This is a genomic window from Streptomyces sp. NPDC088766, assembly GCF_044750845.1.
In the GTDB taxonomy this organism is placed as follows: domain Bacteria; phylum Actinomycetota; class Actinomycetes; order Streptomycetales; family Streptomycetaceae; genus Streptomyces.
Window position 1 is genome coordinate 413,751 of the sequence record NZ_JBIVKQ010000002.1, and the last position, 12,911, is coordinate 426,661.

The following is a 12,911-nucleotide window of genomic DNA, read 5'->3' on the forward strand; positions in this document are numbered from 1 at the left end:
ATCTGGTCGTACGCCTTCCACCACGAGGAGGCCGTCGCCTGCTTCGAGACCGCGGCCCGCGCCGACCCCGACTGCGCGACGGCCCACTGGGGGATCGCCTACGCGCTCGGCCCCAACTACAACAAACCCTGGGGCTGGATGCAGCCCACCCGGCACGCGTACGGCGCCCTGCTGCTCGAACAGGGCCGGATCGCCGAGGCGGAGGCGGTCTACCGGGCCGACCTGGGCCTCGACGACTCGCTGCCCCGGTCCTCCCAGCACCCGGGCAACATCTGGTCCCTGCACGGACTGCACGAATGCCTCGTCCGGCTGGGCAAGGAGGGCGAGGCGCGGATCGTGGCCCAGCAGCTGAAGTTCGCGGACGCGCTGACGGACGTACCCGTCGCGACGTCCTGCTTCTGCCGTCTCGACACCGCGTCCGGGGCCCCCGGCACGAGCGGCTGCTGCGGCATGGACAATTGACCCGGCGCCCGCCCGGGATGCCGAGCCGCCCCGCCGTCCCCACGATGGACGCAGGAGGCGGTCCGAGGCCCGGGTGCGGACATCCGGAGCGGACGGCGGCACGATGGCGCGGGCCACGTGGAACAGGGGGACCTCGGAGTATGGCGGGCGCAGGGTGAACGAGACGAGCGCGAAGAGGACGACGGACACGGGCCGGCCCTCCGGGGGGATCGGCCGCGCCCGCGGCTGGGCGAGACTGGCCCTGGTCCTGCTCGCCGGCTGCGTGGCCGTCGTCCTCTCGGGCTTCGACTCCGGCGGCTGGCTGATCCTGCTCACCGGGTTCGCCGGTCTCGCCCTCGCCGGGGCCGGCATCTGGTGGATGCTGGCACACCGCGGCGCGGCCCGGCTGGTGGGCGCGTCGCTGGCCGTGGCCGCACCCGTGGCCGTGCTGGTGCTGTACGCCGCGTCCGGGCTGTGGACCGTGGCCGCCGGCGCGCTCGCCCTGTGGACGGCGGCCCTCGCCTCGGCCCGCTCCGCGCTGCGCAACCTGCGCCGCCCGCGCGGCATGCACACCCGTAGGACCCCGCCCCCGAAGCGCCCGGTGCTGCTGATGAACGTGCGCTCGGGCGGCGGCAAGGTCGAGCGGTTCGACCTGGTCAAGCGGGCCGAGGCACTGGGCGCCCGGGTGATCGTGCTCGGCCCGGACAACTATCCCGACCCCGCCCGGGTGGCCCGGCAGGCCGTGGCCGACGGCGCCGACCTGCTCGGGGTCGCGGGCGGCGACGGCACCCAGGCGCTCGTCGCGGCCGTGGCCGCCGACCACGGACTGCCCTTCCTGGTCATCGCCGCCGGCACCCGCAACCACTTCGCCATGGACCTGGGCCTGGACCGCGCCGACCCCGTGCGCAGCCTCGACGCCCTGACCGACGGCGTGGAGCTCCGCGTCGACCTCGGCGACGTCGACGGCCGGCCGTTCGTCAACACCGTGTCGTTCGGGGCGTACGCGGAGATCGTGCAGAGCCCGGAGTACCGCGACGCCAAGGCCGCCACCTTCCTGGAGCACCTGCCGGACCTCCTCGCGGGCGAGGCCGGCGCCATCCTCGACGTGCACACCGACGACACCCGGCTGCACGCCCCGCAGGCACTCCTGGTCAGCAACAACCCCTATGCCCGCGCCGACCCGCTCGGCGGGGGCCGCCGCCCCCGCCTGGACACCGGCCGGCTCGGCGTCATCGGCGTCCGCGTGGAGGGGCCGGGGCAGGCCGCCGAGCTGGTCCTGCTCGGCGAACGCGCCAGCGGCATCACGTCCGTGACGTCCCGCCGGGTCACCGTGGAGGCGCCCGGGGGGCACGTCCCGGTGGCCGTCGACGGCGAGGCGCTCGACCTGCCCGTCCCGGTCGTGTGCACGCTGCGGCCCGGCGCGCTCCGGGTGCGGGTGCCCCGCCACCGTCCGGGCGCCCCCTACGCACCCCCCGCCGTCGACTGGCGGCGCATCGTCGCCCTCGCACTCGGCCGCACCGACACCCGCACGATCCAGGAGACGCACGATGTCTGACCGCCGAACCGAGCCGCGCAGCCGCACACCGCATCTGGTGCGCGACCTCGCCACCCTCGACCAGGCCCTCTACGAGACCGTCACGGTGACCAGGACGCCCACCCTGGACACCGCGCTGCGCCGGCTGTCCGCCGCGTCGGACCACTCGAAACTGTCCTTCGTGATCGCCGGTGGGCTCGCCCTGAGCGGCGGCCGGGCCCGGCGCGCCGCTGCCCTGGGCGTCGCGGCCATCGGGGTCGCCTCGGCGAGCGCCAACCTGCTCGGCAAGCGACTCGTCCGCCGTCCGCGCCCGCACCGCGCCGTCGACTCGCCGTTCCCGGGGCGGCACGTGCCGATGCCGGACTCCGCCTCGTTCCCGTCCGGTCACACGGCGTCGGCGGTCGCCTTCGCGGCCGCCGTCGGCCAGGCGTTCCCGGTCGCCGCCGTCCCGCTGGGCCTGCTCGCCTGCGCGGTGGGTTACTCGCGCGTCCACACCGGGGTGCACTACCCGGGCGACGTCGTGGCCGGCGCGCTCCTCGGGACGGGGGCGGCGGCCGTGGTGCTGGGGACGGCGGCCCGGCTGGACGGCTGAGGGCGGCGGCCCGGCCGGGCGGGCGGGCGACGGAGGCGGCTACTCCCTTCCGCAGTGCAGGAAGACGTGCGGCTCGGGTACGGCCTCGGGGTGGTCGGGGGTGAACAGCAGGTTCTCCTCGGCCAGCACCGTCAGCCCCGCGTCCCGCACCATCTCGACGAGGTCGTCGCGGGCGAAGCTGGTGACCCGCACCGGCTGCCCCATGAACACCGCCTCCACGCCCTCCACGTCCAGCGGCACCGTGGCGAGGACGAGGCTGCCGCCCGGCACCAGGGCCCGTGCCAGCCGGCCGACCAGAGCGCGCTGCTGGGCGCGGTCCATCTGGAGCAGGGAGAAGTAGACGCAGACCGCGTGGAACGAGCCATCTTCCAGGGGCAGTTCCCGTACGTCGACGCACCGGAATGCCGCTCCGGGGACCTGCCGGGCGGCGAGGCCGACCATGACGGGGGAGACGTCGACGCCCAGCACGTCGTGCCCGGCGTCCACCAGGGTCTCGGCCGTCGGCCGGCCCGTCCCGCTGCCCACGTCCAGCACCCGGCTGCCCGGAGCGAGCCGTCCGAGCAGCCACCGCAGCGATCCGTGATGCCCCTCGGAGTGGGCGAAGGCCTTCTCGTACCCGGACCCGAGCGCGTCGAACACCGCCGCCGCGCGTCGCTTCCCGTCCTCGCCGGTCACGCCGGCCTCCCCTCGTGGTGGGGCGGGCCCCGCGCCCGCGCGGCCCTGACGGCGCCTCAGAGTAGGGGCGCGGCGCCTCAGTGTAGGGGCGGGCCGGATGCGCCGTGGCCGGTTTCCGCAAGTGGGCGGAATCCGAGTTTCCGCTACCGTCAGTAACATGATCCACTCTTGTTTTCGAGAGGGGGCTACTGGCCGGTAGGTGGGGCCCCGCGACCGTCGTTCCCTTCGGAGGACCCCCGATGACCTCGCCCGAGGACGCTCTGCAGCAAGCCCTTGCCACCTACGAGGACCATGCCCGCACGTGTCGGCAGTGTCACTACGACGCCGTGCCGTGCGCGGTCTCGAAGCACCTCCTGCGCGTCTACAACAACGCTCGCCGGCAGCAGATGCGGGCGAACTCCGGCGTGCGGTGAGCGATTCTCGTCACACCGGGTGACCGGGCGGAGCGGGATCAGGCAGGTCTCACCGCTCCGCGCAGGGCGCCTTCGCCGAGAGCGTGGACCGAGTCCTCGCGGATGGCCGCGCCGGGGCCCGGGGCGTGGATCATCATGCCGTTGCCCGTGCACAGACCGGTGTGGCTCAGGTCGTCGTGGAAGAAGACCAGGTCGCCGGGGCGCAGGTCGTCCAGGGCGACCCGGGTGAAGGCCCGGGCCTGGTCGAGCGCCGTGCGCGGCAGCGTCACCCCCGCGGCCCGCCAGGCGGCCTGGGTGAGGCTGGAGCAGTCGTACGACTCCGGCCCCGTGGCACCCGTCACGCACGGCCTGCCGATCTGGGCGCGGGCGAAGGCGATGGCCTTGTCCGCCTTGCCGACGTACCCGGTCCCGGTCGCGTGGGTGGTGACGTCGAGGAAGGACGGGGCGGGTGCGGCCACCGGTGCGGTCGGGAGGGTGAACTCGGGCAGCGGGAGACCGATTTCGGGGGCGGGGAGGGTGAACCCGGCGCCGGTGAGCACCGGTTCCGGTGCCGGAAGCGTGGCCTGGACCGGCGGGGGCGGGGCGACCGCGGCCGGCTGTCCGGGAGCGGGGGCCAGGAGATCGCCGTAACTGGCAGCCAGGAGGCCCGTCTCGGGCTCCGGGAAGACGTTCGGGGGCGCCGCCAGCGGAGGCTGGGGCACGGCGAAGCCCGAGGCGGGGGCGGGGAAGCCGTACGCGGGCGTCCCCGACTCCGCGGCGGGCACGGGCGGGCCGGTCTCGGCGGGGCGGACGACGGCGTTGCGGCCGGTCGCCGTGAGGGTGCCGTTTCCGGTGTCGGTCCGCTGTCCCGCCCAGGTGTCCGTCCCGGGTCGGTAGGCCTGCCACTGCCCGGTCTCCCAGGTCTGCTCGACCGGCCGCGACTCGATCGCGGGGAGCGGCGGCACCGGCTGCGGGACGGCGCGGGCCAGCACCTCGCGGGCGACGGTGAGCTTTTGCCGGACGGTCTCCTTGCCGCTGCGCAGGGACGCCTGCGGGGCGGCCGGGGCGGGGGAGGGTGCGGAAGCCGCCGGGACGGGCGGCAGCGCCCCGGGCGCCTGCGACGGAGCGCCGGGGGCCGCCGGCAGTGCGGCCGCGGTCCGCCCGGCCGGCTCCGGTGCGCGTCGGCCGCCCGCCTCCAGTTCGAGCCGGCCGCCCGCCTCCAGCTCCCGCGCAACGCCGCCGGGCGGCAGTTCCGGTGCGCTCCGCGGGTGCGGTACGGGCGCCGGCCGGTCCGGCAGACGGTCGGCGGGCAGGGTGGCGGGGGTGGTCGGTCCGATCCGGCCGCGCGCCATGTCGAACCACTGCCGGGTCACGGCCTCCAGCGAGGGATCGGATGCCGGCCGCCCGCTGTTGGCGACGGAGGTGACGGTCCGGCGGCCGCCCCCGCCCGACCTGGCGCGGGTGGCGTTGAAGGTCCCGGTGTCGGTCTCGGCCCGGTCGTACAGGGCGCTGACCCGCTGCTGGACCTCCGCACGGCTCGGCGCGCCGGCGTCCTCGATGCGTGCGGAACCTGTGCCCGTCGGGAGCGCGGTGCGATCCGTCGCCATGGAAGACGTACTCCTTCCGTGCTCCGCCGGGCGAGTGGCCGGTGGGTCCGGGAACGGCCCTTGCGGCAGGGTGCTCCCGTGCTCGCCGCCCCGTCGGGCGGTCGGGCGTCTCACCCCGCGGGTGAACGGTCCCGGCTCCGGCCGCGGCACGTGGGGCCCCGGACTCGGCGGAGGCCGCGCGGCCGGCGGGGTTCGCCGGAGTCGGTCGTGCGGCCTTGCGTCAACCTAGCCAACTTGTGTGGCTGGTGTGAAGATTCAAGGGTCAAATGTCCGATACGTATTCGTGACCTTGGTCTCTCTTTGCCGGAACGGCGTTTGGCTTCGACCGAGTTGACCGTCCGCGGTGACCGGTGTGCGTGGCCGTGGCGATCCGGCCCGGTCGCGTCCCGCCGGTGTCCGGTCCGGGATCGCGGGTGCGGTGCGCCTCGTCCTGGACGAGCGGGGGGAGCGGTGCCGCCACCGTCGGTCCCGCCCCGGCCGGCGGCGCGCGGCGATGTCGCGGATCCGGGCTGTCGGGTTGTCCGCGATGACCGCCGGCGCGCGGGCGTGGTTCGTCGGGAGCGTCCGTCCGGGGTGCGGCGCGGGTGCTCCTTCCGTGGCGCAATCGTACGACCGAGGATTCACGTACACAAAAGCATGAATAAGATTTCGTGTATCAGTTGACGTATCACGGGTACCGGAGTGAATCTGGGAGGGTGAGGACGGTGACCGGGGGGGCGGTCATGGCAGAGCCTGCGTACGACACGGAGCGCGGCGCGGGAGAGGGCGGCCCGAGGGCCGGGGTGGGCGGCACGCCGCACATCCGCCCGGTGCCCTGGGTCTCCCTGCACGCGCGGGGTGACCGGGTGGCCGTCGAGATCCGCGGCGAGCTCGACCTGGACGCCACCGAGCAGCTCGAACACGCCCTGCGGGCGGCGCTGGCCGCCGCGGCCGGCGCCGTGGAACTGGATCTCGGCGCTGTCGTGTTCTGTGACTGCGCCGCCCTGAACGTGCTGCTCGAACTGCGCGAGCGGGGCCTGCGGCAGGGCAAGAGGGTCGTCATCCGCTCGGCCGCACCGGCGGTGGAACGGCTCCTCGAACTGACCGGCACGGCGCAGCTGTTCACCGACGCCGGCCCCGATCCCCGCCCCGCGGACGACGCGCTCGACCCCGGCCCGCCGCAGGGCCCCGACGGCGAGCAGGACCTGCGCGTCGAGGTCGTCCAGCTGCGGCGGGCCATGCGGACCCGCCCGGTGATCGACCTCGCCCGCGGCATCCTCATGGCCTCGTTCGCCCTGAGCGCGCAGGACGCCTGGCGGGTGCTGGTCGACGCCTCCCAGCGCACCAACACCAAACTGCACCACCTCGCCCGCGACCTCGTCGGCGCCGTGGAGGGGGACCCGCCGCCGGAGGCCGTCCGGGAACAGGTGGCGGCGGCCGTCGCCCGGGTCCGCTCCGCGTCCCCGGTGGGGGAGAGGGCCGACCGCGTCGACGGTTGACCCGCGCGGTGCGGGCGCATCGGCGCCGGGCCCGGGGAGCGTGGCGGTCGCGCCGACACCCGGCCCGCAGGTGACGGCCGCGTCGACAACCGATTCGAGCGCAACGACCGTCGAATCGATCGCCGAGCCTTGCCTTTCTCTCGTTTTCGGTCGTAGGTTCCCGGTATTCACTCGTTCCGTCGATCCGGGGTGTGCCATGGACCGTGCCCGACTGCGTCACCTGCTGGCCCGTGAGAGCGCGGACGCCGAGCGGCACAACCCCCGCTCCCGGGACGCCTACGACCGCGCCGACCACCTCTTCGGACGCGTGCCGATGACCTGGATGAACAAGACGGCCGGCGCCTTCCCCCGGTATCTGGACTCCGCGCGCGGCGCCCGCGTCCGCGACCTCGACGGGCACGAGTACATCGACTTCTGCCTCGGGGACACCGGGGCCATGGCGGGCCACTCTCCCGCCGCCGTCGCCGACGCCGTGCACCGGCGCTTCACCGCGCTCGGCGGCGCGACCGCGATGCTGCCCACACAGGACGCGGAATGGGTGGGCGCGGAGCTGACCCGCCGCTTCGGACTCACCCGCTGGAGCTTCTCGCTCACCGCGACCGACGCCAACCGCTGGGCCATCCGTCTCGCCCGCGCCGTCACCGACCGCCCGAAGATCCTGGTGAACAGCTACTGCTACCACGGCAGCGTCGACGAGTCCCTGATCGTGACGGGCCCCGACGGCAACGGCCACGCCCGCCCCGGCAACGTCGGAGCGCCCTGCGACGTCACCCTCACCAGCCGGGCCGCCGAGTTCAACGACCTGGAACACCTCGAGCGCGAACTCGCCCACGGCGACGTGGCCGCCGTCCTCATGGAGCCCGCGCTCACCAACATCGGCATCGTCCTGCCCGAGCCCGGCTATCTCGCGGGCGTACGCGAACTGACCCGCCGGCACGGCGCGCTCCTCATCAACGACGAGACGCACACCTTCTCCGCCGGGCCCGGCGGCTGCACCGCCGCCTGGGACCTGGAGCCCGACGTCCTGACCATCGGCAAGGCCATCGGCGGCGGCATCCCGGCGGGCGCCTACGGCCTGTCCGCCGACCTCGCCGACCGGCTCCTCGGCCGCGACGACCTCGACCTCGTCGACATGGGCGGCGTCGGCGGCACCCTCGCGGGCAACGCCCTGTCGGTCGCCGCGACCCGCGCCACCCTCGAACACGTCCTCACCGACGAGGCGTTCACCCACATGCACAAGCTGTCCGAGCGCTTCGAGGCCGGAGTCCGGGCCGGCATCGAAGCCCACGGCCTGCCCTGGTCCGTCAGCCGCCTCGGCGCCCGCACCGAGTACCGCTTCACCGCCCCGGCGCCCCGCACCGGCACCGAGGCCGCGGCGGCCGGCGACACCGAGCTGGAGGACTTCCTGCACCTCTACCTCGCCAACCGGGGCGTCCTGCTCACCCCGTTCCACAACATGGCCCTGATGTGCCCCGACACGACGGAGCAGGACGTGGACACGCACACCGAGCTGTTCGCGTCGGCCCTGGCCGAACTGGCCGGCTGACCAACCCCACCGACGGCAGGACAGGAACAGGACGGGAAGAGGACGCACCCCATGGACGAGATCGACCGGGCCATCCTGCGCGAACTGCAGACCGACGGACGCATCGCGTACGCCGACCTCGGCCCCAGGGTCGGACTCTCCGCGTCCGCGGCCCGGCAGCGACTGCAACGCCTGCTGGACTCCCGCGCCGTCCAGGTCGTCGGCGTCACCGACCCGATGGCCATGGGAGGGCAGGCCATGGCCCTCCTCGGCATCACCGCCGACGGCGACCCGCGGCCCGTCGCCGACGCGCTCGCCGGCCACCCCGAGGTCGTCTACTCCGTGCTCACCTCGGGCGGGTTCGACCTCTTCGCCGAGGTCGTCAGTCCCACCGCCAAGGAACTGCTGGACTTCGTCAACGACACCGTCCGGCAGCTCGAAGGCGTCGCCGCCGTCCAGTCGTTCCCCTACTTCGCCATCCACACCCACCGTTTCCTCTGGGACGTCGGCTGAGGCCGGGGCGGCAGGCGGCAGCACCGCGAACCTCGCACCGCACTCCTTCTTCACCGTCGCCCGCACCGACCCGCCGATCGTCCCGTTCACCTCCGTGGGCCGCAAGGACTCGCCGCGCACCATCGAGGCCACCGGCGAGTTCGCCGTCGGCCTCGCCCCCGAACCGCTCCCCGGGCAGATCAACGCCGGCGCGGTCGACTTCCCCGCGGAGGCGGACGAGTTCGACGGCGTCGGCATCGAACGGGAGCCCTCGCCGCTCGTGGCGCCGCCCCGCGTGGCCGCCTCTCCGGTGGCGCTCGAATGCCGGCTCCACTCCACCCCGGGCATCGGCAGCTCCACCCTGGTCCTCGGCCGGGTCGTGCACGCCGCCGTGCACGAGGACGCCGTCGTCGACGGCCGGCCCGACACCCGCAGGCCGCGGCCACCGGCCCGGCCCGGCGGCGAGTGGAGCACCGTCGGCGAGGCCGGTGAACTCGCCCGCGTCCCCTGCCGCGACCGGCCCCGGACCTGATCCCGCGCCGGCCGCGGGCGCCCGGCGTCGTGCCGGGTCCCGGCCACCCGCCGGTCCGGCGGCGGGTGCCGGAGCCGTTCCGCACAGGTGACCGAGGGGCGTTGTCAGTGGTCACCGGTAGCTTCGTTCTTGTCGCACCGACTCCGGTGCGACAGCCCCCCTGTGCTGCGCCGACTCGGCGCGACCGGGTTTCGTGCTGCAAAGGAGATGGTGCGTGTCGGACTGGGAGAGGTCGAGCACGGCCCGCGTGGTGCCGCCCGCGCGGCCCCGCAAACTCGCCAAGGTCCCCTTCGTCGAACTGGCCGACGGACGCCTCCAGGGCGTCGTCTCCAGCGGCTCGGACATCGAGCGCGTGTACGTCTCGTCGGTGGCCGCGGGGACGTACGCGTTCGCGTGCAGCACCAACAACAACCGCCCCTGCGGCGGTGCGCGCGGCTCGTACTGCAACCACATCCGCGCCCTGGTCACCGAGGCCGTCCTGCAGTACGGCGCCGAGCGCGTCGCCCGCTACCTGCGCGTCGAGCCGGCCGGCGGGGAGGCGACGGCCCCCGGCATCACCGACGCCATGACCGCCGCCCGGCCCGCCCCGGCCGACGGCAAGACCTCGGCGGCCTCCGTCTTCAGCCGCTTCCTGCGGCACCTCGCCTACCTCGAACTCGCGCCCACCACGGCCCCGCTGCCCGAGATGCAGTGGTTCCCGCCGACCAGGACGGCGGACGCCCCCGGAGCGCCCGCGCGCGCCGCCGAGCCCGTCACGGAAACCGGAGCGGGGTCCGCGCACCCGCTGACCGCCCCCGTCGACGGACTCGACGAGGCGCTGGCGGCGGTCGACGCCTTCGACCGGGTCCTCGTCGCGGGCCTGCTCCGCCCGCAGCCCGCCCGCGTCGCCGACCTGACGGAACTCGCCCACGCCGTGGCCGGCTCGCCGCTGGCCGCCCGGGTCGCGGAAGCCGTCGAGAAGGCGGCTGCGGGAGCCGCGGGCGAGGACCACCTCGTCGCCCTCGCCGCCGCCCGCACCGCCCTCCTGGGCGCCGCCCACGACGCCCTGACGGCCCGCGCCGACGAGAGCACCGGCCGTACCCGTGGCGAGACCGCGGCGACCATCCCGGCTCCGCGACAGACCGTCAACCTGCTGCTGGCCGCCCGGACCTGGCTCGCCGACCTGGCCCGCGCCGGCTGGCAGGGCATCGACCACGAACTCGTCGGCTCGGCCGCGCAGATCGTCTCCGCCATGCTGCCCGACCCCGCACTGCGCCGGCTGGCCACCCTGCTCGACGGCTTCGCCGCCGAACTCGCCGCCTCCTGCCCCGGCGCCGCCCTGGACCGCTTCCCCGCCCGCCGCTGGGGCGACCTGTGGGCGCGCGCCCTGCTGCTGACCCGGCCCGGCGCCACCGAACCGGCGCCGGCCGCCCCCGCCACCGGCCGGCTGCTTCCCCTCGGCGTCGACCTGCACGAACACGCGACGGCCGCCCAGGCGCAGGTCCACGCGGTGTTCGAGCCCGCGGACGGCGGCCCGGCCCGCCTGGTGCGCGCGAGTGTCTCCGTGCCCAAGCCGGACACCGTCGTCGCGGCCGGCGTCTGGCAGCTCCTGCGACCCCACCTGGCGCTGCTCACCGCCCTCGGCGAAGGCCGCTCCATGCAGCTCACCGACATGCCCCTCACCGAGGACGGCGACCTGATCTGGGACGACGACCGGGCCCGCGCGGGCGAACCCGCCGACGCCTTCGCCGCCGCCCGCGTCGCCCTCCCGGCCGCCACGGCACCGCCCACCGCACCGCTGGACCGCCACCCCGCACGCCTGGCCGAACCGGTGTTCCTGGAGGGCTACGAGGTCCGGCAGGACGACGACTTCACGCTCGCCCTCGGCTTCGCCGGACACTCCCTGGCCGTGGACACCGACCGCATCCCCGCCGCCGGCCCCCTCACCCCCGCGGCGGTGGCCGCCTCCAGCGCCTGCATCGGCCTGCTGCGCTGGGACGACGGCGCGTTCCACCTCCAGCCGCTCGCCGTCGAGACCACGGTGCGCAGGAAGACCGCCGCCCTCCAGGCGGGCGCCTGGGCGGGCGGCACCACCGACAAGACCGGCGCCAAGGCCGAGAAGGCCGCCACGGACGCCGTGACCGTCCTGCGGGAGCGGGCGGGAAGGCTGCTGCGCAAATGACCGAGCCCGAGACCGCCGTCCAGCACCCGGCCGAGACCGAGGCCGCCCCCCACGACCCCCACGACAACCGCCGGCAGGTCCTCTACTGGCGTCTCCTGGCCCGCCTCTTCGACCCGGAGGAGCAGGCCGCGCTGGAGTCCGCGAGCCTCGCCGTCGTCGAGGACATCGGCCTGCCGCCCGCGCTGCTGGACCCGGGAGCCTCCGTCGACTCCATCGTGCAGCGCCACCCGGAGCTGGCCGCCGAGTTCGACGGCCTGATGGTCCCCGAACCCGACGCCGACCCGACCGCCGGCCCCGATGCCGACGACACGCGTGACCGTCCGGCCGAGGTACGGCGCGCGGCCCTCGTCTCCAAGGTGCTGCTCAACGTCTTCGCCACCGGCACCGGAGCCGTCAGCGCCGGTCGACTGGCGCGCTGGCAGTCCGACGCCGGCTGGCTGGAACGGGCGCTCGGCTGCTCGCCCGGCGACCTGCGCGGCGGACGGGCCGGCGGCCGCGGCGCCGGCCCGTCCGGCTCGGGCGGCAACGGCCGGACCCCCGACCTGAGCCGGCTGATCCCTCAGATCGGACCCGAACTCGGTGCCCTCGAAGGCGACCTGGTCAAGCGGATGCACCTGCGCGAGGTGCTCGCCGATCCCGCGCTCGCCGCCCGGCTCACCCCGAGCATGTCGCTGATCGAGCAACTGCTGCGGGACAAGAACAACCTGTCCGGAGTCGCCCTCGCCAACGCCAAGGCGCTGATCCGCCGGTTCGTCGACGAGGTCGCCGAAGTGCTGCGCACCCAGGTCGAGAAGACCACGGTCGGCGCCGTCGACCGGTCCGTCCCGCCGAAGCGGGTGTTCCGCAACCTCGACCTCGACCGCACCATCTGGAAGAACCTCACCAACTACAGCCCCGAGGAGGAGCGGCTCTACGTCGACCGCCTCTACTACCGGCACACCGCCCGCAGGACGACACCGCAGCGGCTCGTCGTCGTGGTGGACCAGTCCGGCTCGATGGTCGACTCCATGGTCAACTGCACCATCCTGGCCTCGATCTTCGCCGGACTGCCGAAGGTCGACGTCCACCTCATCGCGTACGACACCCAGGCGCTCGACCTGACGCCCTGGGTGCACGACCCCTTCGAGACGCTCCTGCGCACCAACCTCGGCGGCGGCACCGACGGCACCGTCGCCATGGCCCTGGCCCAGCCGAAGATCGCCGAGCCGCGCAACACCGTCGTGGTGTGGATCTCCGACTTCTACGAGTGGCGCGGCGAGCCCCTCTACGACAGCATGGCCGCCCTGCACCGCTCAGGGGTCAAGTTCATCCCCGTCGGCTCGGTGACCAGCTCCGGCCGCGGCAGCGTCAACCCCTGGTTCCGGGAACGCTTCAAGGACCTCGGCACACCCGTGCTCTCCGGTCACATCCGCAAGCTCGTGCACGAGCTGAAGACGTTCCTCACCTGAGACGCCCGCTCCGCCCCTCTCTCTCCTCCCTCTC

Annotated in this window: 10 protein-coding genes and 3 pseudogenes; 11 read left to right on the forward strand and 2 right to left on the reverse strand. The window is 74.7% G+C overall.

The genetic code is table 11. The annotated features are described in order from the left end of the window. Positions 1-117: 117 nt before the first annotated feature. The 3 genes and pseudogenes from ACIP5W_RS04690 to ACIP5W_RS04700 form a co-directional block, all read left to right on the forward strand. Positions 118-462: pseudogene (locus tag ACIP5W_RS04690) on the forward strand (hypothetical protein); the annotation flags it as partial. A 154-nt stretch (positions 463-616) separates the two neighbouring features. Then, positions 617-1,996 (forward strand): diacylglycerol/lipid kinase family protein, encoded by a 1,380-nt coding sequence (locus tag ACIP5W_RS04695; RefSeq protein ID WP_401466676.1) that lies wholly within the window; start codon positions 617-619, stop codon positions 1,994-1,996. Then, positions 1,989-2,567, forward strand: a complete 579-nt coding sequence (locus ACIP5W_RS04700) for a phosphatase PAP2 family protein (RefSeq protein ID WP_401466679.1) — start codon at positions 1,989-1,991, stop codon at positions 2,565-2,567. Before ACIP5W_RS04695 ends, ACIP5W_RS04700 begins: the two co-directional genes overlap by 8 nt. A gap of 39 nt (positions 2,568-2,606) precedes the next feature. Here ACIP5W_RS04700 and ACIP5W_RS04705 read toward each other — a convergent pair whose 3' ends face one another. Beyond that, positions 2,607-3,242, reverse strand: a complete 636-nt coding sequence (locus ACIP5W_RS04705) for a class I SAM-dependent methyltransferase (protein WP_401466682.1) — start codon at positions 3,240-3,242, stop codon at positions 2,607-2,609. A 239-nt stretch (positions 3,243-3,481) separates the two neighbouring features. Here ACIP5W_RS04705 and ACIP5W_RS04710 point away from each other — a divergent pair, with 239 nt between their 5' ends. Next, entirely contained in the window at positions 3,482-3,655 is a 174-nt protein-coding gene (locus tag ACIP5W_RS04710) for a hypothetical protein (RefSeq protein WP_401466685.1), read from the forward strand. Between the two features lie 38 nt (positions 3,656-3,693). Here ACIP5W_RS04710 and ACIP5W_RS04715 read toward each other — a convergent pair whose 3' ends face one another. Beyond that, positions 3,694-5,241 carry an NlpC/P60 family protein gene (locus ACIP5W_RS04715; RefSeq protein ID WP_401466688.1) on the reverse strand — a complete coding sequence of 516 codons (1,548 nt, stop codon included), beginning with the start codon at positions 5,239-5,241 and terminating at the stop codon, positions 3,694-3,696. Between the two features lie 722 nt (positions 5,242-5,963). On the opposite strand from ACIP5W_RS04715, the gene ACIP5W_RS04720 reads away from it, so the two are divergent. The 7 genes and pseudogenes from ACIP5W_RS04720 to ACIP5W_RS04750 all read left to right on the forward strand — a co-directional run bounded on the left by ACIP5W_RS04720 (position 5,964) and on the right by ACIP5W_RS04750 (position 12,877). Further along, complete coding sequence (locus ACIP5W_RS04720; RefSeq protein WP_401466691.1) at positions 5,964-6,719, forward strand: anti-sigma factor antagonist; 756 nt, start codon at positions 5,964-5,966, stop codon at positions 6,717-6,719. Positions 6,720-6,915: 196 nt separating this feature from the next. Then, positions 6,916-8,265, forward strand: a complete 1,350-nt coding sequence (locus ACIP5W_RS04725) for a transaminase (RefSeq protein WP_401466693.1) — start codon at positions 6,916-6,918, stop codon at positions 8,263-8,265. Between the two features lie 51 nt (positions 8,266-8,316). Beyond that, on the forward strand, positions 8,317-8,757 hold the full coding sequence (locus tag ACIP5W_RS04730; RefSeq protein WP_366056408.1) for an Lrp/AsnC family transcriptional regulator: 441 nt from the start codon (positions 8,317-8,319) through the stop codon (positions 8,755-8,757). 25 nt (positions 8,758-8,782) lie between these two features. Beyond that, positions 8,783-9,268: pseudogene (locus ACIP5W_RS04735) on the forward strand (flavin reductase family protein); the annotation flags it as partial. A 247-nt stretch (positions 9,269-9,515) separates the two neighbouring features. Then, positions 9,516-9,977: pseudogene (locus ACIP5W_RS04740) on the forward strand (hypothetical protein); the annotation flags it as partial. Between the two features lie 75 nt (positions 9,978-10,052). Beyond that, positions 10,053-11,429, forward strand: coding sequence for a hypothetical protein (locus tag ACIP5W_RS04745; protein ID WP_401466981.1), 1,377 nt, complete (start codon positions 10,053-10,055; stop codon positions 11,427-11,429). Beyond that, positions 11,426-12,877, forward strand: coding sequence for a VWA domain-containing protein (locus tag ACIP5W_RS04750; RefSeq protein ID WP_401466698.1), 1,452 nt, complete (start codon positions 11,426-11,428; stop codon positions 12,875-12,877). Before ACIP5W_RS04745 ends, ACIP5W_RS04750 begins: the two co-directional genes overlap by 4 nt. Positions 12,878-12,911 lie beyond the last annotated feature (34 nt).

Bases quoted from the DNA above. Each gene is read 5' to 3' on its own strand.
- ACIP5W_RS04730 (WP_366056408.1), top strand. From the start codon at position 8,317: ATGGACGAGATCGACCGGGCCATCCTGCGCGAACTGCAGACCGACGGA.
- ACIP5W_RS04715 (WP_401466688.1), bottom strand. From the start codon at position 5,241: ATGGCGACGGATCGCACCGCGCTCCCGACGGGCACAGGTTCCGCACGC.
- ACIP5W_RS04720 (WP_401466691.1), top strand. From the start codon at position 5,964: ATGGCAGAGCCTGCGTACGACACGGAGCGCGGCGCGGGAGAGGGCGGC.
- ACIP5W_RS04700 (WP_401466679.1), top strand. From the start codon at position 1,989: ATGTCTGACCGCCGAACCGAGCCGCGCAGCCGCACACCGCATCTGGTG.
- ACIP5W_RS04750 (WP_401466698.1), top strand. From the start codon at position 11,426: ATGACCGAGCCCGAGACCGCCGTCCAGCACCCGGCCGAGACCGAGGCC.
- ACIP5W_RS04710 (WP_401466685.1), top strand. From the start codon at position 3,482: ATGACCTCGCCCGAGGACGCTCTGCAGCAAGCCCTTGCCACCTACGAG.
- ACIP5W_RS04725 (WP_401466693.1), top strand. From the start codon at position 6,916: ATGGACCGTGCCCGACTGCGTCACCTGCTGGCCCGTGAGAGCGCGGAC.